17 protein-coding genes are annotated in these 23666 nt (G+C 39.4%); 9 read left to right on the top strand and 8 right to left on the bottom strand.

From position 1 onward, the window contains the following. Positions 1 to 2 precede the first annotated feature (2 nt). The 8 genes from L2567_RS15235 (at position 3) to L2567_RS15270 (ending at position 6486) form a co-directional block, all read left to right on the top strand. Complete coding sequence (locus L2567_RS15235) at positions 3 to 2036, top strand: ATP-dependent helicase (protein ID WP_235298662.1); 2034 nt, start codon at positions 3 to 5, stop codon at positions 2034 to 2036. 412 nt (positions 2037 to 2448) lie between these two features. After that, positions 2449 to 2808, top strand: coding sequence for a gas vesicle protein GvpJ (gene gvpJ / locus L2567_RS15240; protein ID WP_235298663.1), 360 nt, complete (start codon positions 2449 to 2451; stop codon positions 2806 to 2808). A 55-nt stretch (positions 2809 to 2863) separates the two neighbouring features. Then, positions 2864 to 3478: a GvpL/GvpF family gas vesicle protein gene (locus L2567_RS15245; protein ID WP_235298664.1), complete on the top strand. Its 615-nt coding sequence runs from the start codon at positions 2864 to 2866 to the stop codon at positions 3476 to 3478. A 3-nt stretch (positions 3479 to 3481) separates the two neighbouring features. After that, positions 3482 to 3703 carry a gas vesicle protein GvpG gene (locus L2567_RS15250; RefSeq protein WP_235298665.1) on the top strand — a complete coding sequence of 74 codons (222 nt, stop codon included), beginning with the start codon at positions 3482 to 3484 and terminating at the stop codon, positions 3701 to 3703. Continuing rightward, a complete protein-coding gene (gvpJ, locus tag L2567_RS15255) occupies positions 3703 to 4059 on the top strand; it encodes a gas vesicle protein GvpJ (RefSeq protein WP_235298666.1) in 357 nt (118 codons plus the stop codon). The genes L2567_RS15250 and gvpJ (L2567_RS15255) overlap by 1 nt, the downstream gene beginning before the upstream one ends. Continuing rightward, a complete protein-coding gene (locus tag L2567_RS15260) occupies positions 4052 to 4726 on the top strand; it encodes a hypothetical protein (RefSeq protein WP_235298667.1) in 675 nt (224 codons plus the stop codon). The genes gvpJ (L2567_RS15255) and L2567_RS15260 overlap by 8 nt, the downstream gene beginning before the upstream one ends. After that, complete coding sequence (gvpK, locus tag L2567_RS15265) at positions 4723 to 5124, top strand: gas vesicle protein GvpK (RefSeq protein ID WP_235298668.1); 402 nt, start codon at positions 4723 to 4725, stop codon at positions 5122 to 5124. Before L2567_RS15260 ends, gvpK begins: the two co-directional genes overlap by 4 nt. A 66-nt stretch (positions 5125 to 5190) precedes the next feature. Then, entirely contained in the window at positions 5191 to 6486 is a 1296-nt protein-coding gene (locus L2567_RS15270) for a DUF2254 domain-containing protein (protein WP_235298669.1), read from the top strand. A gap of 354 nt (positions 6487 to 6840) precedes the next feature. Here the strand turns inward: L2567_RS15270 and L2567_RS15275 are convergent, their stop codons facing one another. The 3 genes from L2567_RS15275 to L2567_RS15285 all read right to left on the bottom strand — a co-directional run bounded on the left by L2567_RS15275 (position 6841) and on the right by L2567_RS15285 (position 10931). Further along, positions 6841 to 8265, bottom strand: a complete 1425-nt coding sequence (locus tag L2567_RS15275) for a DUF1501 domain-containing protein (RefSeq protein WP_406626709.1) — start codon at positions 8263 to 8265, stop codon at positions 6841 to 6843. Positions 8266 to 8366: 101 nt separating this feature from the next. After that, complete coding sequence (locus L2567_RS15280) at positions 8367 to 10556, bottom strand: PSD1 and planctomycete cytochrome C domain-containing protein (RefSeq protein ID WP_235298671.1); 2190 nt, start codon at positions 10554 to 10556, stop codon at positions 8367 to 8369. Between the two features lie 18 nt (positions 10557 to 10574). After that, positions 10575 to 10931, bottom strand: coding sequence for a hypothetical protein (locus L2567_RS15285; protein WP_235298672.1), 357 nt, complete (start codon positions 10929 to 10931; stop codon positions 10575 to 10577). 48 nt (positions 10932 to 10979) lie between these two features. On the opposite strand from L2567_RS15285, the gene L2567_RS15290 reads away from it, so the two are divergent. Further along, entirely contained in the window at positions 10980 to 12320 is a 1341-nt protein-coding gene (locus tag L2567_RS15290; RefSeq protein ID WP_235298673.1) for a D-alanyl-D-alanine carboxypeptidase, read from the top strand. Positions 12321 to 12323: 3 nt separating this feature from the next. Here L2567_RS15290 and L2567_RS15295 read toward each other — a convergent pair whose 3' ends face one another. Genes L2567_RS15295 through L2567_RS15315 form a run of 5 tightly spaced genes read right to left on the bottom strand, consistent with a single transcriptional unit; the run spans position 12324 to position 23480 of the window. Further along, the gene (locus L2567_RS15295) at positions 12324 to 13766 is read right to left on the bottom strand and encodes an MFS transporter (RefSeq protein ID WP_235298674.1); all 1443 of its coding nucleotides are present in this window, start codon (positions 13764 to 13766) and stop codon (positions 12324 to 12326) included. Positions 13767 to 13774: 8 nt separating this feature from the next. Beyond that, positions 13775 to 17185 (bottom strand): hypothetical protein, encoded by a 3411-nt coding sequence (locus tag L2567_RS15300; RefSeq protein WP_235298675.1) that lies wholly within the window; start codon positions 17183 to 17185, stop codon positions 13775 to 13777. Between the two features lie 17 nt (positions 17186 to 17202). Beyond that, positions 17203 to 18003 (bottom strand): glycoside hydrolase family 16 protein, encoded by an 801-nt coding sequence (locus tag L2567_RS15305; protein ID WP_235298676.1) that lies wholly within the window; start codon positions 18001 to 18003, stop codon positions 17203 to 17205. 10 nt (positions 18004 to 18013) lie between these two features. Further along, positions 18014 to 20335 (bottom strand): hypothetical protein, encoded by a 2322-nt coding sequence (locus L2567_RS15310; protein WP_235298677.1) that lies wholly within the window; start codon positions 20333 to 20335, stop codon positions 18014 to 18016. Between the two features lie 10 nt (positions 20336 to 20345). Next, the gene (locus L2567_RS15315; RefSeq protein WP_235298678.1) at positions 20346 to 23480 is read right to left on the bottom strand and encodes a glycoside hydrolase family 2 TIM barrel-domain containing protein; all 3135 of its coding nucleotides are present in this window, start codon (positions 23478 to 23480) and stop codon (positions 20346 to 20348) included. Positions 23481 to 23666 lie beyond the last annotated feature (186 nt).

Consider the following 23666-nt stretch of genomic DNA (forward strand, 5'->3'; position numbering starts at 1 on the left):
TTATGAATGAACTGAATAGCGGACAAAAAAAAGCGGCAGAGTACGATGGAAAACATCTTCTGGTACTTGCTGGAGCAGGAACCGGAAAGACCAGAACGATCATTGCGAGGGCTATTTATCTCATTAATCAGGGAGTTGAGCCGTCAAAAATACAGATTCTGACTTTCACTAAAAGAGCTGCAAGTGAAATTGTCACTCGAATCAGATCTTCCATCTCTGACCAGTCTGAAAAAAGCGTCAATGGATCCACTTTTCATTCCTGGTGTAATCATTTGCTTTACCGTTATCCCAAAGTTTTTGGTACTGAAAAGTTCACCGTCATAGACGAGGATGATCAGGTCAGCATTATGAAAATGGTCTGTGGTGATAAAAAAGATGCTTTCAAGGAATTGAGAATTAAACCGCGTAAGCTGGTTGACCTGTATTCATATGCCAGAAATACCAAGCAGAATTTAACCACTACCATTAAGCTTAAGCTTTTAGATGGTAAGCCTGAAGCAGAGCAGGAGGAAGAGCTCCAAGTAATTAAGCCCTTGCTGGAAGTGATTTTAAGAAGGTATGAAGAAAAAAAGCGGGAGAGAAAGTATTTGGATTATGATGATATGCTTCAGGTAGTAGCGGTTAGATTGGCTAAGGATGCTAAAGCCAGGAATATTATTGGAAAGAAGTATGAGCACATCCTGGTGGATGAAATGCAGGATACTAACCCGCTTCAATGGGATTTACTCCAACCATTCTTAGAAATTTGCAATATATTTTGTGTAGGAGATGATGCTCAATCCATTTACTCCTTCAGAGGTGCAGACTTTAAAAATATCAATGAGTTTGGAAATCGAGTACCTGAGTCTAAAATCTATAAGCTAGAGGAAAACTACAGATCTACCAATGAAATCTTACACCTGAGCAATTGGTTGTTAGAGCAATCCCCATTGGCATACAACAAAAAGCTACAGGCGGTCAATAATCTAGGTGGGTTAAAACCAAAACTGGTCAATGTGATCAATGACTGGGAGGAAGGTTACTTTATAGCGGAAAAGATCATTCATAATTACACGGAAAAAGATAAGTATTATAGTGACCATCTGATCCTTTCCAGGTCCCAAAACTATACTCGGACGTTGCAGGCTGTTTTTATTGAAAAGAAGATTCCTTTTGTAACATATGGAGGAAGGAGCTTTATGGAGTCGGCTCATATCAAAGATGTATTTGCTGCTTTTCGTGTGGTCAATAATCACCTGGATGAGATCGCTTGGGTTCGTTATCTGACTTTTTGGGAAGGGATCGGAGAGATTACGGCGGCCAGGTTGATTTCACAACTGTTACAGAAAGAGGATATACGTGAATGTCTGGATTGGCTGGAAGAAATTGAAAAACTACCATTTGAACTTTTAGAAACTTTGAAGGGGATTTATGCTCACTTAGATCAACTTGAAAAAGCCGTAGAGGAGACTTATAAAAATATGGAGCATCGTCTGGCGATGAAATATATAAGCGATTGGGATAAAAAACGGAAGCCGGACTTTCCTGTTTTGGCCCTACTAGCAAAGAGCTATAATAGTCTAACGGAGTTTATAACAGAATGTCTTTTAGACAATTCCACACGAATCAATCACTCTCCTACATTGAAAAAATCTAAAATGAAGGAATCGGGAGGTGATGATGCAGTGATTATTTCCACTGTCCATTCCGCCAAGGGACTGGAGGCAGATACCTGTTTTGTCTTGAATGTATCGCCGAAGGTTTATCCATCGACGTGGTCATTGGGTAGTAAAGATGAAGTCGAAGAAGATAGGAGGGTTCTTTATGTAGCCTTGACCAGAGCTAAGAATGAATTGTACATTACAAGAAGAACCAATTCAATAGCTACGGACGATTTTTTTACGGTCAAAGATGAAGCTGTGGAATCCTATTTTCTGAATGAATTGCCTGAAAATCTGGTGGAGCAGGTATACTATAGCCAGGATAAGGGAGAAACCAGAGATGCTCCCATTTCCAATAATGCACTTGACTTTGATTTTGGAATGGATTTTTCTTAAACACTGATAAATTCAAAGCAAGATTTAAATGTCATTTATTTTTTCTTATTTAATGACAAATCAATTTGCTCAGCGGTAAAAATCTGTCAGGTTAAGCAGTTTAATTGTCCTTTACGAACAATTATGCCATTACAATCTTGATTACCTTCCAATAACTTTTTTAAGATTTTTGGTCGAACAAATCACAATATCGTTTTGTAGGAATTTCAATGAATTTAGATTATAAATCGACATATGATAGACCTTTAGTAACGATTATAAAATCGAGCGAAGAGCAAGATACCCGTAAAAAGAAAGATGGGGATTCTGTGGATTCATTAGAAAAAACCACATCTTTCAAAAAATTAATGGTACGCAGTTTTTATGTTGTTGGTATAGCATATTGTTTAAGAATATTATATAACAAATTAAGATGAGTGCAGCAACAACACAGGTAATTAGAAAAGAACCTTCTTCGGGTAGTTTAAAGGATGTCATCGAAGTAATTCTAGATAAGGGATTGGTGATAGATGCATATGTTAGAGTTTCTTTAATTGGAATTGAATTGCTTACTATTGATGCAAGGATAATTGTAGCAAGTTTAGATACCTATTTAAGATATGCCAGAGCAGTTGACAGATTAGATTTACGTCAAAAGTCTAATGGTGCCACCCTAGCTAACTTTATATCGTCAGATGACGATGGTGATTCGATGTCAGAAAATGTAGGAGAGGAAATTGTAGATGAAGCAATAGAAAGAATTGTAGGATCAAGCGAAAAAGATGACGACTAAAGGCAAAAAGGAAAAAAGACTCCTAGTTGGGCTATGTAGTTCTTCATACAGTGAAATGGTAAAACAAATACCAAGCTTAGACATTGTTCCTTCCGTAAACGCTAACATTATTGGCATAGTCAATGATAGTATTGACATTGATGATCCATTAGAAGTAATGAGCTCTTCTCATGAAAATATGATTAAACTTGCTAAATACGCGCTTGTGCTTCCGGTTAAAGTCGGCACAGTCATATCGAAAGACACTATTGACATTGATCTCGAAAAAGCAGATCGACTTTTAAAAAATTATGAAGGATATGTTGAGGCTATCATAAGAGGAGAATATGAAGAAGAAAAATTGATTGGTTCTATCAAAAATAGACTGCCTGAAGATGATGAAAATGGTCAGGAGGATCAAATTAAAAAAGGTAGAATGGTGGAATCACTTATTATAGAGAAAAGGAAGTTAGATACTGAAAAATTAATAAAGATATTGTCAAAGAATAAAATACTTGATTTTGTCAGTAGGGATGTAACAGGATTTGACCTATGTAATCTCTCTATCCTTATACACAGGGAAGAGATGGATAAAGTAGAAGAGCTTCTTCGGCACTATGCAGGTAACCATAAATTGGGGGTTAAATTTGAATATGTTGCCCCTCTGCCTATTTATTCATTTGTAGATTAGAATATGTTATTTAAATTATTATCGGCACCTGTAACAGGCTTGGTCAAAATAGTAAAGGTTGTTGCTGAAGAAGCAGAGAGAATCCATTATGACCCCAAAACAATATTAAATGAATACGAGATACTTAAGAAGCGGTATCAAAAAGGTGAAATTGATAAAGAAGAGTTTCATCAAAGAAAAGAACTATTAACAGCCAGGATAACAAAAAATCAAAACGATAGATAGTGTCAATAAAGGTTACAAATTCTGCTAGTGATACAGAAGTAAATGGGATAGGAAATATTTTAGAGCGCATTCTTGATAAAGGAATTGTTATTGTAGGTGATATTGCCCTAGAGCTTGTGGGAGTGGAATTGATTACTATTAGATTGAGATTATTAATCGCTTCTACAGAGAGAGCCGAGGAGCTTGGGATTGATTGGTGGCGAAATGATCCCTTTTTATCCTCGAAGGCTAAAAAAAATCAAGAAGAACGACAACTACTCAGAGATACATTACAGATCGCCCTTGATCCTGATGACGATGTTAAAGTTAATGAAGAAAATGTAGCGGATCATATACGCCCAGGTACAGATGAGTGATACTTTTACAGCTTACCATTTTGTAGGATATATGTTTAGTAGTGAGTTGTCCTTCAATATGCCTGGATTTCTTTTTGTGAAAGATGACCTCACTCAAAATTTATTGATCATCCAAAAAGTCTCCCAACAGTTCGGACACAAAGATTATTCAGACATCACCAATATGTTTATTAAAGACGCATGGATAGCACTTTGTAAATTATCTGAACTCACTACAGTGATCACTTTCAAATTTGGACAAGTTTCTATGAAACTTCCAAAACCAAAGGAAGTCAATAAACATATTATCGAGCTCCTAAAAATAGACAATATAGCTAGTAAACATCTACAGGAATGGACAGTTTCAATAGATTTTGGCTATAAACAAACCCACCTAAGTGCTGAAAACTATTTGGCCAACCTGGCAAAGAAAGAGAAGACCTTAAGTGATAGAAAATCTGAGGCAAGCGATATTTATCATTTCATTCGTAGTCTTTCTTATATATATAAAACGGGAGTGATTAATCATCGGGGATCTATCCTGTTTTTTCAGATTTTAATAGAAAAGGAAAAAATCAACGAACTATACGAAGATTTAAGTTCTAAAGATTTAGCAGATCATTTCGAAATCAATTTAAATGGGCCACAACCGATTAAGGAATTATTGAGTAATAATGTTCTATCATGAAAAAAATAATTCCAGGTCACAATAAGGAGGAATTATCAGATGCAGTAGGTCAATTGCTAGTTATAATTGCTGAAACTATAAGGTTGACACTTGAAAAGCAAAGCTTAAAGCGATTTAAAGCTGGCACTTTGTCTAAGGAAGAAGAAATTGTGCTAAGCCAATCATTGTATTCTATTGCACAAAAAATGAAAGACTTGAAAGAATTATTTGGCATGGAAAGAGATCAAGAAGCCGGGTTAAAGCTGGGAAATATTGATGGCACAGATCTTCATTTGCACGAAGCTATTAATTCATTGATTGATACAGGACTAGTGGTCAGAGGTGATGCAAGTCTAGGACTAGGAAATGTATCATTGGCTGAACTAAATTTAATGCTTCATTTGAAAGGAGAGGGTTAGATATTATTCTTGAGGGGAATAATGTAGTAAATATTGTATAGGCTTAATATTTGTATACCTTAAATTATGTTTCGTAAGATTAGAAATTTTGTTTTTAATGTATACTTTAGATTAATCTCGAGTATCGCTTTTTTGCCTTCCGTGATTTCTATTGCGTTCTTTATTTTGGCATTGGTATCTTTAATTTATTTTGATAGTGAGGCCAATAAGCATTTGAACGAAAAATACCCAATGCTGGTCATCGATAATGCAGATACAGCCAGGACCGTTTTGTCAGCATTTATCGGTGGGATCATCTCTTTAACATCATTTAGTTTCTCGATGGTGATGTTGCTTTTGAGCCAGGCCAGTGCCAATTTTTCACCACGCTTACTTCCTGATCTGATATCAGATACCAGAAATCAAGTGGTTTTGGGTGTGTTTCTAGGTACCATCATTTTCATGGTGATTGTTTTGATTAGCATCATACCTGCTGATGGTGAAACGACTACGAGTGGTTTCTCTGTTTTAATGTCCATCATTTTCGGAATGGTTTGCCTCGGATTATTCGTTTATTTCATTCATATCATGAGTACAGCCATTCAAATTGACAACATACTTAGAGATGTTTACCATGAGGCCAGAGATCGGATTAAAGAACAATTGGATGCTGATATTCATACGGAGAGTATCCAGTTAAAAGATGGAAAGGAATGGAGGGGCATGTCTAGAGATGAAGCAGGGTATTTTCAAGGTATTAATCTTCAAGGAGTGATGAAGAAAATAGAAGAAGAAGAGGTAAATCTGAAGCTGCTTCCCTTTCAGGGGCAATATATTTACCCGGGTGTAGATATTATTATGTTTGATAAAGAATTAGACGATGAAACAAAAGACGAAATTTTCGATTACATCGTTTTTTCAAATAATCACCAGGCAGCAGATAATTATGTGTTGGGTATCAAGCAAATAACTGAAGTAGGTGTCAAAGCAATGTCTCCAGGAATTAATGATCCCGGAACGGCCATAGTAAGTCTTGACTATATTACTGAATTATTGGCGCTAAGAATGCGGAAGAGTGATCATGAGGTACATAAGTCTGAGAGTGGAAATTACGCAGTGGAGGTAAACACTCTGGATTTTGAGACCATTATGTATGAATCTTTTGCCGAATACAGATCCTATTGTAAACACGATTTTACGGTGATGCGAAAGATCATTGAGACTTTGAAGTATTTACTTTCAAGCGAAATGAAACATGAGCATTATAAGGAAATTGTGATGAACCAGTTACGGTTAGTGAAGAAGGATGTTAAAAAGGCCATAGATAATGAAGATGACTTAGAACGGTTGATGACTTATTTTCCGGAATCAATAGAATCATGACTCGGTGCAGATTGATACTAACTTCAAAAGTGATTAATCCGACTGAATTTTATTGAGGCCTTGTACGTCAGTAAGTACGTGTATCTCGTTTTGCGAAACCAGCTCCTGCGCATAGATCTTAGGATTTCAATCCGAGCCACGAAGACCTATTAAACGGTAGACTTTGCAAAAATAGTCCTGATATTTTATTGCGCCCCTTAATGAGATATTGAACTTCAGTCCGAGTCGACTCAAAAATTCGGAATTCAGTCTGAGCTTGCTTAGAGCTAGGCCTCAAGCTCGAAAATAACATGCTATTCACAAAATGATCCCCTAACGTCTCGCTGCCAATCCCGAAACCGATATGATTAACAATTAAGTAATGATATCCTTCACCACATGTCCGTGCACATCCGTCAGACGAAAATCTCTACCTTGAAAATGATAAGTAAGTTTTTCATGATCAATGCCTAGCTGTTGTAATATGGTGGCTTGCAAATCATGAATATGAATTCTATCTTTCACACCCGCATATCCGATCTCATCAGTTTCTCCATAAGTCATCCCGGTTTTGATTCCCGCTCCTGTCATCCACATGGTAAAGGCTTCACCGTGGTGATCTCTGCCCTTAAATTTATTAGAAACGCCTCCACGGTTTTCCTGCATGGGTGTTCTTCCAAATTCACCTCCCCATACCACAAGGGTATCTTCCAATAATCCTCTTTGCTTGAGATCTATCACCAACGCTGACATGGCCTGGTCAACCTCCTTCACTCTTTCTAAGAATCCACCATGCAGACTTTCAAATTCATTGCTGCCATGCGAATCCCATCCTCTGTGATACAACTGAATGAAGCGTACATCTCTTTCAGCGAGTCTTCTGGCCAACAAACAATTATTGGCAAAACTTACCTTTCCTGGTTCCGTTCCATATAGTTTGTGGATATACTCTGGCTCAGAATCGATGTCAGTGGCTTCCGGTACCGTCATCTGCATCTTGAAAGCCAGTTCATATTGTTTGATTCGTGCCAATATTTCGGGATCGCCAGCTTCTTGATACTCTTGTCTATTGATATTGTTAATGGCGTCAATCGTTTTCTTCCGCAGGTCTCTGGTTACACCTTCTGGATTGTTCACATAGAGCACAGGGTCACCCTTGGAACGCAATTCTACACCCTGATATTCGGAAGGAAGAAATCCACTTCCCCACAGACTTTTACCTCCACTGGGTGCAGATTCACCTGATACCAAAACGACAAAGCCCGGCAGATTTTGATTGAGACTCCCCAAGCCATATGTCACCCACGACCCCATTGCAGGCCTTCCTAATCGGGGTCCTCCGGTATGCATGAATAACTGTGCCGGTGCATGATTAAATTCGTCTGTATGCATCGCTTTGAGAAAACAAACATCATCCACTACTTTAGAAAAATGTGGGAGCAATTCTGAGACCCATGTTCCGGTCTGACCATGTCTGCTAAATGAGAATTGTGGTCCCAGCATGTCGGGGACACCCTGGATGAATGCAAATCGCTTGCCTTTCAACAGAGAATCAGGGCATGGTTTTCCATCCAGTTCTTGCAATGCCGGCTTATAGTCAAAGAGCTCAAGTTGGGATGGTGCACCGGCCATATGTAGAAAAATGACTCTTTTGGCTTTAGGAAGATAGGGATTGACTTTGAAACCAGTGAGCAATCCGGATAAGGCAATGCCTCCCAAACCCAGAGAAGTAGATCTCAGAAATGCCCTTCGCTTCATCGAGCTATGTATTCTTTGATTGTATTCTTCCTTTAATGTCATTCTACGGGTTCAATAATATTCGATATAGCAGCCATTAAATGGCCAATTCTCTTGACTTATTTTGTACACAACTGTCATCTTCTATCTTGCTTTCATAGTGCTTAATGCATCATGATCACTTCATCCAGATTCAATATAACATTGGCAACCAGCTCCATAGAACCATTGGTCTTGTGATATAAATCCACCAATTCGTGATGCTTAATCTCATCTGGTTCTTTCATCAGCGCTAAAAAATAGCCATAATTGATCTGATCTTCAATTTTTTCACCACCTTCTTCTCTCATCCGCACAGCAAGGTGCTCAGCTGCTTCTACAAACACAGGATCATTCAAGGTGACCATAGCTTGCAGTGGGGTATTGGTTCTAATTCTCCGAGATACACATACTTCCCTGCTCGGCACATCAAAAGTCATCATGGATGGGTATGGACTTACCCGGCGCCAAAAAGTATAGATCCCCCTTCTATGCTGATCTCCGCCTTGATCGGTTTGCCAACTTCCAACGTGCCTGATGACGTTCCACACTCCGTCTGGCTGAGGTGGCATCACACTAGGGCCATAAACATCACGATTCAACAAACCGCTTATAGTTAAAGCTTGATCTCTGATGGCCTCCGCAGACAATCGATACCTCGGACCTCTTGCCAAAAGGTAGTTATATCGATCTTTTTTATAAAATTCTTCTGTTATTTTAGATGATTGCTGATAGGTTTGTGACATCACTATTTCTTTGAGCAAGTCTTTAACGCTCCATTGATAGTCGTCCTGAAACTTAATGGCCAGGTAATCCAGCAACTTGGGATGGGTTGGTTTCCGACCTTGTGTTCCAAAGTCTTCAAGTGTATAAACGATGCCATTTCCAAAAATTTGTTCCCAGAATCTATTGACAATCACCCTGGAAGTAAGTGGATTATTGCCATCGACCAACCATTTGGCCAGACCAAGTCGATCTCTGCCATATTGAGATGCTGGTAGAAAGTCAGGAGTGTCTGCAAATACGGTGTCTCCATGTGCTAGCCAATTTCCTCTTTCAAAGATTCTGGTAACTCTGCTACTATCCGGAGGCAGTTCCTTCATGATTTGCACCTGTCCGGGTTGTACGGCAATAAAATCTTTCATTTTTTGCTGATACTCTATGGAAAGACTGTCCCCAATTTCTTCAAGTTCCAATTGCAACTGCTCGCGATGAGTTCTCTGTGGTGGTGAAAACAGAAGTGTTTTTGGGATGTCTGATGAGAAATCGGCATCCGCAGTGTTATTGAAATATGCGTACAATTCATAGTATTCCTGATGTCGAATGGGGTCGTAAGGATGACTGTGACATTGGACGCAGGCGATGGTTGTTCCCTGCCAAACTTCAAAAGTAGTGTTGACTCGGTCAATTACCGCTGCTACTCTGTACTCTTCATCATCAGTACCTCCTTCGTCATTGGTCATGGTATTTCTATGAAATGCTGTGGCTAGGATTTGATCATCAGTAGGAGCTTCCAGAAGGTCGCCAGCCAGCTGTTCAATGGTAAATTGGTCGAACGGCAAGTCGTTATTGAATGCATGAATCAACCAATCGCGGTAGCGCCAAATTTCTTTCCTCAGCAAGTCTTTTTGGTAACCTTGTGAATCGGCGTACCTCGCCAGATCCAGCCACATCGCCGCCCATTTTTCTCCAAAATGGGGCGATTGGAGCAATCTGTCTACCAACTTCTCATATGCCAGGTCACTTTGATCAGTTAGGAATGCTTGTGCTTCTTCATAGGTAGGGGGCAGCCCGGTCAAATCAAGACTGACTCGTCTAAGTAATGTAGACCGGGAGGCTTTTTCAGAAAAACTCAATCCCTCTTCCGTTAATTTGCGTTCCACAAAAAAATCGATGCTGGCATTTTCGGATTCCAATTTAGGAGACTTGTAAGCCCAATGGGAATCAAATTTTGCACCTTGTCTAACCCACAGCTTTAAAGTCTCGATTTCCTTTTCAGACAGAGGAGGCTTGTCCGGTGGCATTATGATCTCCGGATCATCAGAAGTAATCCGATGAATCATTTCACTTTTGCGGACGTTTCCAGGGACAATCGCCGTCTTACCTGATTTGGCCGGCGAGAAAGACTCTTCGATGAATAGGAAGCTCAACCCGCTTTGCTGTTTCACTCCACCATGACATGCCAAACAATTTTTATTTAATATCGGACGTACTTGAGTATTGAAATCGATTTTCTCCTGATGCGAATGAGTCCACCACCATACTCCTGAAAGTAAGAAGATACTGATAATAGAAATGGTGGCAATTTTTTTCATTTTAATAATCTAGCAACTTTATTTTTTGGGATAGATCAATGTGCTGATACTGACTTTGCCACTGGAAATAGTTTTAGGCACATATATGGTTTTACAGATGGGAGATTTCCAGTGTCTTGAAACAACGGTGTCCACTTCACCTCCCTGGAAATGAAAAATTTCATTATCTCCCCTGCCATTGGCAATAATCTGAAAATCACCATCCGTTTCCCCCTTGACATAAATATTGAGAATATCAGGCTCTTGATCCAAGAGCAATGCAATTCTATCCTCACTTTTAGTGACATCACCTACTTCCCAAAAATCCTGTTGGACCTCTTCGCTTTCACAACCAACCAGCATGACCAAATGCAGGAAAATTAGAATATACTTCATAAGTTGATATTTAAACTCTAATTTCATTAATTTTTAAAGAATACAGATATGTTTCTGAGAATTTATAGTTTCAGTCTTCTCTTCATTGGTCTAATTGCCTGCACATCTACTAAGGAGATTGTTAAAACGGAAGCGGAGATGTCCTGGGATGATGAAATCAAATCTATCATATACTCGGACTCTATTTTTAGGAACTCACACACTGGATTGTTAGTAAAACCTATAGATTCGGAGCAAAGCATTATTGACATAAAATCAGATCAATATTTTACTCCGGCTTCAAATACTAAATTACTCACATTCTATACCAGCCTGAATGTATTACCTGATCGAATCAACGGGTTAAAGTATTATGAAACGCCTGATTCGTTAATTATTTGGGGAACAGGTGATCCTTCGTTTTTGAATGGACATTGGACAGTCAATGATTTCATTGGAGCATTCCTACGCTCCAGTACTAAGAAAATTTTTATTTCCAATTCCAATTTTCACGATGTTCATTATGGCTCTGGTTGGTCATGGGATGATTGGAATTACGGCTATCAAGCAGATAAACATGCATTTCCCATGTATGGAAACATGGTCCGGTTCAGTAAACCGACCCAAAGTTCTAATCTGGAAGTTATTCCCAACTATTTTAAGACATTAACGTTGCCCAATCCTGAGTCTCAAAGTCGTACGATTATGCGTGATGAGAGGAGCAATCTATTTTATTTCGACTTGAACAAATTGGACACCATATATAAGGTTAACCGATTTGTGCCTTATCTGACCTCATTCGACATCCAGGCCCAATTGTTAAGTGGATATCTGGGGCGGGAAGTAGAAGTAATAGACTACCCTGATCACATCAGCAAAGCCAAGACTTTAAAGACCATATCAGCTGATAGTCTGTACATGCAGCTGCTGCAGCCGAGTGATAATTTTGTAGCAGAACAATTGCTTTTGAATTGTGGGTCAGAATTATTTGACACCATGAATATCCGAAAAGTCATCGAATGGGCTGATGAAAATTTATTCGATGAAATGCCTTATGATTATCAGTGGGTGGATGGTTCCGGTCTATCGAGGTACAATATAACGACTCCAGCTAATATGGTCCATGTTTTGAAATTGATTTATCAAAAGGTGGATCAGAAGCGATTGTTTACTTTGTTACCTACCTCAGGCGAAAGTGGAACCATCAGGAATCTTTATATTTCAGAAAAACCTTTTATTCATGCAAAAACTGGTTCTTTAAGAAACAATCACAGTTTGAGCGGATATTTAATAGGTGATAGTGGTCAGGTTTATGTCTTCAGTTTTATGAATAGCAATTATCTGACATCCAATAGCGAACTCAAAAAAGGCATGGATCGAGTACTTCGGATTCTTAAGAAAAATCTCTAAATTTTAGGTTAAACTAGTCGTCCCTTTCTGATCCGATTCCTTGGCATTGCGAGCATCCAGTAGCGCACGAATTTCATTGGCTTTCTCTTCTGTTACGCCATAATTCCACATGACGGCAATGGATACCAATGTCCCTAATATTGGAAAACCTGAGTAAAAAAGTCTCAATCCAGTAATGGCTCCTTCAGGCTGGGTGGCCAAGCTTGGATCAAATCCAACCACGGTCATAAATGCTCCGGTAAGCAATCCTGCGATTGCAAAACCAAATTTAACCATCCACCAATAGATGGCTCCAAAAATCCCCTCTCTTCTTTTTCCTGTATTCAATTCGTCGAGATCGATCACATCAGCAGTCATCGACATCATTAAAGTGAATAAGCTTCCGATTCCAAATGAGAAAAATGGAAGTGCTATTAGAAACATATATGGTTTGCCAGGTACGAAAAGAAACCAAAGAAGTAAATATCCTATGATAGAAATACTCTGACATATGATAAATGCTCGCTTTTTACCCATCATTTTAGACATTTTAGCCACAATGGGAATAACGATAAAGGTAGTAGCCAGTGCTCCCACACTTCCGAAAAGCGTAGGCCAGATTCCTGCGGCACCCGCATCTCCGCTAAATAAGTAATAAACGATGATGAAAAAAGAAAAACTTGCAATGGTATTAAACGAATTAAAAATTAGAAAGGTAGCCAAACAAAGTCTACGGAAAGGAATCGACTTAAATGCTTCCTTAAATCCATCAAAAATTTCTTTTAAACTACCGCCAATGTTTTTCAAGTTAAGCGGTTCATAGTCTTTGTTGAGAGTGGATTCATCTTTAATGAAAATAGCAGGCACCATAGCGAAAAGCATGCAGATGATTCCGACCCAAATGGCCAAAGTTCTGGTAGCAACATCAGCGCTGGGAAACCAGTCCTGATCGTACATGATCACCCAAAACCATGGTGCGATGACCCAAGCCCATTGACCTATCCATTGAGCCACAGCCATGATATTGGTTCTTTCATGAAAATCGGTACTCATTTCATAGCCCATGGCCACGTAAGGAACGCTGAAAATCGTCAGTCCAAGGTAAAAAGCAAAAGACCACAGCAGAAAATAGGTGAAATTATAATTCAGTCCATTCTCTCTGTATAACTGCCACATGATGATAAAGGAAATTCCCATAATGATAGCTCCTAAAAAAACGTATTGCCGCCTACGCCCCCACTTGGATTTGGTGTTATCTGAGATAAAACCCATTATTGGATCAGTAATGGAATCAAATATTCTGGGCAGGAAGAAAAGAATTCCCCACATCCAGCCTGGAAATCCAAGATCCTGAACGAGGACTACCATAAAAATTCCAAGAACAGCCGGAAACATCTGATTGGCTAACATTCCTATTCCAAAAGCGACTTTTTGACCAAAAGGCACTTGCTTTTTCGTTGCAGACATCGTTTACATCATTTTAGCATTTGTTCAGGTATTTTCACCCTTATCTTCAGAATTTCATGAGTCCTGTTGAAAACTAATTGACTTTGCTCTTCGCTTAGTAGGTATGTCGAATTTTTGTCCTTAGTCCCGTTAGCAAATTCTAATATAACTTCTTTTTCTTTGCCAATCGAATAAATGACCGGAACCTGGCAATAAGAAAAAAAGAGCTCTCCATCTTGCAATTCCAGGTGCTGACTATTCCCTCTCACATCCACATATTTCACAGAACTATTTTGATCTAAAAACTCTGTCTTTTTAAGAAGCTGAGGATCGAACATCAAGCAGCCCTCTTCGATCTTAATACCCAATTCGAAGTATCTGACCAATATGTCTTCTTTCACCTGCCCAGTCATTCCAGGTTGCTGAGCACCTTTGGTTGCAGGAGTATGGGAATAGGGATCAGTAGGGAATGCACCATAAACTTCAGGAGACTTATGTATACCTATGCCGTCGCCAATGGAGTAATAGTGATTGCGAATGCCTTTAATGATAGCTGCATCAGTATTCTCATCAACGGCCTGAAAGTAACATTCCTGAACAGCCAGATGAAGCTTTGAAACCATATGCCAATATATGGACCCCAGTCCCTCATAACCGTAGAATGTACCTGACCTTCCTGTAAAAGCTTTGTGATTGAAGTGCTTTTCAAAAATATCTAGAATTTGCCGCGCTTCAGTTTCTGATATTTCATCACCCCTGGCGTCAAGCGCGACCTTGAGATCTTTTGCATTTTTAAAATTGCCGTTGAAGTGGTATCTATTATTGACATCCTTCTCAATAATTTCTGCATCTCCGCGTTCTACCATTGACCATAATACATCAGAAGCTTTTATTTCTTCGCGTTCGAACGTGTTCTTTTCTAAGAATGAGGGTAGATTTTTATTGGGGTACAGGATGTAGCTATTTTGATCTTCACGATAAAGCTTACTTTGTTTCAAAGCATCCAGTAAATTCAATACATCCTTTGCCTTCAGATAGCCTGAACTCAAAATGGCCACCTGCCCTTCTAGCATCTCACTTAAATGATCTATACCGAGCTCAGAATCAGATTTTATATCGAGAATATTATAGGCATGAAATAGTCCATCCGGCCTTTCGTTGGCCTTAATGGACTGTACGACATAAGCATTCGTTAGTTCGAGAAAAGCTAAGAATTCACGTGTAGATATGGACACCTTTTCCCCGGAGAAAGAAGATTTATAAACTGTATTTCTGTAATCTTGTGCTGCAAGACCCAACCTCTCTACAATTGTTCTCCGATCTGCATCAGTAAAACCTTGATCAATGTGCTCTTGATTTTCTTTTAGCAATTTAAATATCTCGATAAAGAAGGAAGAAAGCTCTTCAGACACATGAAAGCTCTTGTCTTTGTTTTTCAAGAAATTCAGAAAAAAGTCAATGTATCGTTTCAGATAATACAGTGTGACCATAGATATTCCATTTCCCACCAAGGCATTATTAGCATCATTCCACTCAGGTCGTTGCGTATTCATCCAGATACCACCCTCAGGAATAAAATTGGAGAGCTTTGAAAGCAGCAGGGCAAGGGTTTTCTCAAAAAAATTGACTTTGTGGATATTGCCTGATTGATTTTTCAATAATGCGCTATCTGCTCCATCTATAGATTTTCTATTTCGAATTTCTTCATCCAACTGATGATCAAAATCGATGGTATCTTGTGGATTCTTTATTATTTCTTCAAAGCTTTTGATTTTATAGGGCACATTCGCATAAACAAAGAGATCATTGTCCAGGAAGTCATGAAGGGAATCCTTGTGAAAATCATTGGACAACTCCAGAAGTTTAAGCAGATAAATGACCTGATGATCGCCCCAATATCCAATGTATGACCAGGGATCATCTGGCTCTATGGTTTCCCAGTCAAACCCATCTTTTGTTACCCTGTATGGATTGTAGCCTTCAAATGTCGACGCATTCAAAAACTTGAAGATCATTCCCGCCAGGAAATTTGGGAATGCCATAGCCAGTGCTTCCCAATTTTGAAATATATCTCTCCAATTGCCTTGATAGTCCAATACTTTAGAACCGTCGATTTCATTTTTTGTATTGATGGAGAACTTGTTCCAGGGTCTGCTGGGATCTCCGTGCCTTCTGCTAAACTTCAGAGGTAGATACTCTATCAATAGTCTTTGTAAATCAGAATCTTTTTGACCTTTGACTTTGCCGATCAATTCAGAATAATCAATTTCGTCCGGCAATTCATTTAGAAATTGCTCATTTTTATCCGGAACGGAGGGATTTGCAATTTGGAGATATTTTAAAAGGTCCCATTTTTCTACGCGGTAGTTGTGGTCAAATATGCCGCCTCGCATGATATTAAAAAGGACATTTGAAAAGTGTCTGGCGTCTCGGTAATGATCAGAAGTTAACTGCAAGGCATCAGCACTTGCCGCTAATTCAATCAATTTGCGGCTACCTTCTTCAATGTCATCCATAATTACTGAAATGAGGTCATCGCTCTGATTGATGACTTCTATTAATTTAATGACCTGTGAGTGGTTCTTATTGACATCCGCTATAACATACCATTTCTTGGTTTCGCCAATGTTTAATGTCAATTTATGATGTAAGAAATAAGCGCCTTTCTCAGCTTTGATATCTTTTTCTTCAGTAATCTCCTGACCTTTTCGAAAGGCATCAAGCTGTATAGATGACAATAAAATTTCTCCCTGATCTAAGCCAGTAGTCCAGGCTATATTTGCTTTCAATGCCTCGCTTGGCTCTGCCTTATCAACAATGATGGCTGATAGGGCAAAGATACCCAATTTGCTCTTGGATTCGATCTGATTTCGCTTGTATGCATCAACCAGATTACTGGATTGACTTTGTAGAAAACTTCCTACCCCATAAGGCAATATGTTCTGTATTCCATCTATCATTGAAATAACACACTTGCCTTTTCGCTCGTTTGTAATTTTAGAAGATTTAATGAAACCAAATTGGTCACTAGAGCTCCATTGGTATGAAAAAGTAAGGTCGAGATCATGGTTGACTTCCTCAAAAATCACTTTGTTGCCTAACTTGTTTTTATAAAGGTTTCTGCTGATGTGAAAAAGGCCGTCCTGTCGGATAGAAAAGGGTTCCCACAAAATATCGTCGGTTTCAGTATGCAGTCTAAGGATGGTTCTACTGCCTGTAATTTCACTGGACTCAGTAATCTTATCGTCTGTGTAATAAGGGAATAGTGCATACTCAGCATTTTTCCTACCTGCTGTCAATCCACCATTACTTGAAATGAACATCCAATGATTGGATTCACTTACGATGCTCATGAAAAAGGGGCGCATCTTATCAACATGCGATATTTTAAAGAAAGGCTCTTCGTTGATGGTTACATCACTTATTTCGATCTTAGTCATTTTCTCAATTGGTTATTTTATTCTACGGCTGAATAAACTCTTACATAATCCACTAACATGGTTTGGGGAAAGACGGTCTGATCCGTCGGAAAACCCACATAATTACCACCGACTGCTACATTTAATATGATGAAAAATGGATGATCATAAACCCATTCGCCGGTAACGTCTTCAGGAGTAATACGCTGGTACAAATCATCATTTACAAAAAAGTCGATGTAATCTCCTCCCCATTCAATAGCATAAATATAAAAATCTGTATCGAATCGAGCCTTTTGAAGACCATAACTCTTTGTAATGGCATTACCACCTGAATAGCCTGGTCCATGGACAGACCCATGAATGATATTTGGCTCCTGGCCCCTGTATTCCATGATGTCTATCTCTCCACATTGTGGCCAGTTCACCTCATCGATATCAGAGCCTAATAACCAGAAAGCGGGCCATATGCCTGGACCATATGGCATCAATATTCGGGCTTCGAATCTTCCATAGGCCTGATCAAATAAGCCTTGAGTTTTAATGCGACCAGAAGTAAAAGAAGAACCGGCAAAATTCTCTCGTCTGGCTATGATGGCTAAGTTTCCCTGACCATCCAGCTGAACGTTATCTGCTCTATCAGTATCGTACTCTAATTGAGCATTTCCCCAATCAGTGCCCACATCATAAGTCCAGTTTTCGGGATTGGGCAATTGACCTTGTTCACCATCAAAATTATCTTCCCAAACCAACTGCCAGGTTGTATTTTTTATACCATTGTCATCACTACAGCTAAGAGCTAATAGTGTAATCATTAAAAATGCTAATAAGTACTTCATAATGGATGAGCTATTCTTTGTAAAAATATAAGTTGTCAATGTAGATGTCTCCGTTTCCTTCAAATTTTAATTGGAACACTTCACTCAGATCTACAGCTGAAAATTCAGATAAAGGTATATCCACACTGGACCACCCGGAAGTAGGTACGCTTAAAGCAAAAGGAGTTTCAGCCGGACCCGGACTGATTAAAAATATGGACAGAGCTGTAGAATTGTTGCTCCAGTAATCAATGTGAATATGGGTAAATTCTGTGACATTCTGGCTGCTACCAAGTTCCATACCCTGGTAATTAAGTCCGCTATATAAAAGCGTGTTGTTATCGTCGATGATCAATTCAGATACCTGCGTTGCTTGTCCCCAGTCAGGATTTAGATTGGTTCCATCGACATTGGCATAAGCATCACTGAACAATGACCGGACCGCAGATTCATCCCTGAAGGGCTCAGGTGCAGCACTACTGGGGACGTTTTCATTCTCTCCTTCCTTGAAGAAGTAAATGTTGTCTAAATAAATATCTCCATTTCCATCAAACTTGAGTTGAATAATTTCAGCAAGATCTACAGGTGAGAAGGTAGAAAGTGGGATATCAATGCTGGTCCAACCACTCGTAGGTACATTCAATGAGAAACCAGTTTCTGTTGGCCCGGGGCTGATCAAGTAAAAATTGAGTTCAAATGAATTTTGACTCCAGAAATCTAAATGAATGTGTGTCATCTCAGATGCATCAACAGGAGCAGCAAATTGTGTTCCTTGATAGTTGAGACCACTGTATAACAAAGTATTGTTACCCATAAGTGAAATTTGGGAAACGGAGGTACTTTGTCCCCAGTCTGGATTAAAATCGGTACCATTAACATTGGTATAAGTATCACTAAATATAGATATGACACTGCTTTCATTTCTATTAGGATTAGGAGAAGAACTGGCAGGTCCAGTGCTGCTTTCTGTACCAGAATTATAGTAATAAACATTATCAACGAAAACAGTCGAAAGATCTCCTGATAGTACCAACTGAGCAATATTATTTCTGTTGATTAAACCGGTGAAATTAGATAAAGGGACATCAATACTGACCCACTCTTCTGTCCGAAGCAGTGGACTGTTGAATGAAAGCTCATGTGAAGAATCGTCTCCTCCGCCGAAGTTTCCATCTGCTCCGAAATCAACTATTAATACCTTAAATGAAGCCGGAGGAGCAGTCGAATTAGGAGTCCAGATATCGATATGAAAATGGGTCATATTACTGGCGTCAATCTTATCTGATTCAGTGAGAATGCCCACAAAATTTAGGTTACTGTATCTTTTGATATCATTGCCATCGACCTGAATATCTTCAACTGCTGTGGTTGAAAACTCCCAAAATGGATTCCAGGTATCAACAGTCACATTATTATAGACATTGCTAAACATAGATATGACACTATCTGCACTAACGGTAGGCATTGGCGCCGGTATCTGGGGCCGAACAGCCTGCCCTGAGGAGGTAATGGTCAGGGATCCATCGGCATCAATTTCTTGAAGAGTCGCGGTAATAACGGCATTCCCTTGATCCAATACTTTTACCACACCTAATTCATTGACGCTAGCGATGGTGGGTTCAGAAGAATTAAAGTCGAAATATGCTGGAGCAACATTTACCACTTGATCCACTCCCGTCGGGAGATTAAAGGAAACGGTTGTGCCACCTATTTGCCGCTCATCGCCAGTTTCTGCAGAGATCACTTGATCTTGTCCATCTAAAATTGAAGCCTTAGGGTGCGCTATAGTTCCCAGCTTTTCAAACTGAACCTCGTCCAGCCAGAAAGTATAGCCCATACCATTTTCCGGACCTTCGGAATAAAAAAGCATTCCACTTTCCTGTGTCAACTTCGAAGCATCGGCAATGGGAATATAGTATTTTGTCCAATTGGTGTTAACGCGAAGATTTGAGATACTACTGACATATCGGGATTCTCCTAAATCATTCCCAAATCCAATAATGTCAATTGTAGCAGATTTCGAAGCTTTTGCCCAAAAGGTCAGAGCATCGTAGTCTGTTAAATCTCTACCAATGTCTGTGTAGAAACCACCTCCTGCATATGCTCCCCCGGGATCACCAGCATCGGGTACTGCAAATTTCATAGAAGAAGTTCCTCTATACTTGGTTTCGGTATCTACATCGAACGCAGTGACCTTAGAACCTCCAAATGCTGCATAATTTAATCCGGGACTAAACCCATCAATATATACCTCGGGTATATCCGGATACGTCGCCAATTCCAATTGATCGAAATCTCTGCTACAGCTTGATAGTGCAATTATAAAACCAACTAAATAATATATGTTTTTCATCTCTTTTTTTTTACATGCCAATGTTTATCATAAAGTAGGTCCTGAACTCCCACTCTGTTCCATTTTCGAAGCCAATAGCCGTGGGGTCACAAACGATATTACCAGCAGCATCTATGGCTTGAGTAGGACAGTATCTGGGAGAAAACTCGTTCAATGATCTCCAGGTATACTGTAGTCCCATTCTTGTGTCTGGAAGGTGGTTCCACCAAGAGGGTTTACTAATATTAGTAGAAACATCAGCCATCAGTTGTAAAGGATAGGTCAAGTTGAAATCTCTGTGATAATCAAAAGGCCCCCAATCATCCACTTTAACTTCAGTGGACAACTTATATTTTTTATAGATCAAACGAAGGTTTCCACCACCACGATGAATCAATCGAGGATCACTCCCATTAGCCTGGGCATTCCCAGTATATAGATATGCAATAAGGCCAAAGTCTCTGCTCACTTTTGAGACCATTCTGGCACTCACTTCCCATAAATCCTGCGCTGGAGGAGCTCCTGGAAAAGTAATTAAAGATCGGCCATCTGCCAAAATTCCGATTGCTGCATCTTGAGTAGTGGGTTGATGCCGATATATTAGTCCTGCACTCATCGCAAACGCCGCATCCTCTGCCATGTCATTATCCCATTCGTACATCCAGGTGCCGGGTGTGGGATCGAAGGTGAATAAAATTTCACCACCCACGGTTTCTCTGTTGGCCCTAACTGCAAAAGGGTCATCTAATATATTTCTAGGAACACCTGGCGCAGAAACATCTCCGGGAATAGGACCAATAATGGGTTTCTGCCATAAGAAATTAGGGGCAATTTGAAAGTCACCCACTAAATAGGTAAAACCTGTGAGAAAATTAAATTGATTGCCACTTCCACTATCTTTCAATCTCCATCCGGTGTACATCTTTGTGTAATCCGCACCTCCAAGTGCAACAACACCCATGGCAGCTCCTTGCGCATACCAATTGACAGGTCCTGCAGAATAAGTAATTCTGGCCTTGCCTCCCCAATTATCAGATGGTTTAATCTGGTCTTGATAGACCGTGTAATCTCCTTCTCCATCTAGATCGACAAGTTGAAAAGTTTCACCATTTCTAGGTTGGCCGGACCAGATACCACCTAATTCTAAACCAAGCTGACCAAATGATTTTGCAATATGTAGAGAGGCTCTTCTGTTGACCAATTGTGGAATGGCAAAAGAGCTTACGGTTGAATTTTGTGCGTCTAAATCTTCATGAAAGATTCCCGTAATGTCGAAACCCTTAAATGACTTTCTGTATTTTACCAGAACGGCCGGATTAGCTCCCCACCACAATTCTGGTCCGAATGCCAACTTCAATCCTTCCAGAGATTTCTTCCCCTCCATTTCTACTCCAAATGGCGCTATACCATTGTAAATATCTATGTTTTGACCATAATTAGCTTCAGGATATAAACCAAAGAAATCTCCTTCATATCCCCATTGATAGTGGCCTGTTCTATAAAATCCATCCAGATTGAAATACTTGCTGTTCCATTCAAAATCTCCTCTGTAAACGGCTAGTCGATTAATAGAGGAGAGGGCCAAGTCTCCATTGTTTGTATTTACACTTTGTACACGTCCACGATTTTCATAGAATATTTCATTGATAGGATTCTCGGCAACCCTTCCTAAGACATTAAAAGAGATGTCTGCTCTGACATTAGGAGCTGGGTTGGCCTCGACATCTACAAAAAAGGACTGCATGTGGTCGAAGCCCAATTCGTCAGGATAATTCTGAGCACCTGGTACTGCATCCTTTGGGGTAGATATTAAGCTTCCTCCTGTATTGAATGTTGTTAATTCAGCCCTAAGTCCACTTAATCTCACCTTATTGACTTGTTCACCTATCATTGCCGCTTTATCACCTCTCGCTTCAATGACAGCTTCCATTATATTGATGTTTTCAAAATAGGTTTGAATTTCATCCAAGGAGGAAATATAAGGGTCGATTTGGTGGGCCTTCTTGAGAGCGTAATAAGCGGCCCTGGGGTATAGGTAATACAAGCCTCTTTCATTGGTGGGCCCTTTGGCACAAACCCCAAACCATTCTTCATTCATATTATCTTCTCCTTCTTCGAAATCATTTTGATAACCTCCGTTACCCCATGATGCATTCGTATCATGAATATCCAGATTTGTGGTTTGACCATATTTCCACCACCCATCGCTAAATTGGAAGGTGAAACCACCTATGGAATTACCCACTAACCCATTTCCTGCAGCATTCTCATAGATTTCTTTCCAGTTTCCGACCATATAGTAAGCCTGTGACTTTTGGTCTTCGCTGTTTTCCAAAACATTGAATGCATCAGCCCCAAATTCAGTAAAAACAAAGGGTTTATCTAATAATTCCTGAACCCTTTGAAAGGCATCACCAAATGAAATACCTCTATACATATTGGTGCCATAGATATCTATGTCCTTACATTCCTCAGCTATGATCTCTATAAATAATAAATCACCATTACACATAGCCACCGGGTGCGACTGATCCACTTCTTTCATAATGATCGCGGCTTCGTTAAAAAGCTTGTACATGGCACGCGCACGGACGGTCGACTTTCTATCTTCAATAGGAATATCTTCTGTTTCTGCGCCATCCCAGAAAAGGCCATAGTTGTTTTCATTACCTAATAGATACATGATTAAACCAGGTGTATCTTTATATTCCTCTGCAAGTTTTCTTACTTCCGATAGTAATAATTGTTGGGTCAGTGGATCTGCATATTCAGTATTTGGTACCCACCTGCCGTTTAAGGTTAGCCCATACCTGCCAAATGCATGATTGAGCATAGTGTAGATGCCATATTTTTCATAGATATATGTAATCCATCTTGGTTGGATGCCTACATATTGTCTGATCACATTGACACCCATATTTTGTAACATTGACATTTCCCGATCTAGAGCGGCTTTAATCAAATCATCAGATTGATTCCAGAGGCTATAAGTTACGGTCGTTCCCACGGGAAAATAGTCCCAGTTCATTCCATTGATCATGAATGGTTCTTCATCTATTGTCAATGTAAAACCATCTGAATATCTCTTAATTTTTATATTTTTCTCTTGGGCAGAAAGGCTGATTATACCGAAGAAACAGATCAAACCCATTAAAAGTACTTTCATATGCAATTACTTGTTGTAAACAAATTAAATATATTACTTGAGGTTTTTTTCCCTACATTATATCAATTGAAAACATACTCACTCAATTAAATTTGTAGATGCTGAGTTAGAGGGTAAACATTAACAATTAAAAGTTGTTGTCTCAATGGCTTCTTAAAGACGAAAAACTATGCAATTACTTACAAA

Origin of the sequence: Portibacter marinus (assembly GCF_021533195.1) — a bacterium.
GTDB lineage: Bacteria > Bacteroidota > Bacteroidia > Chitinophagales > Saprospiraceae > Portibacter > Portibacter marinus.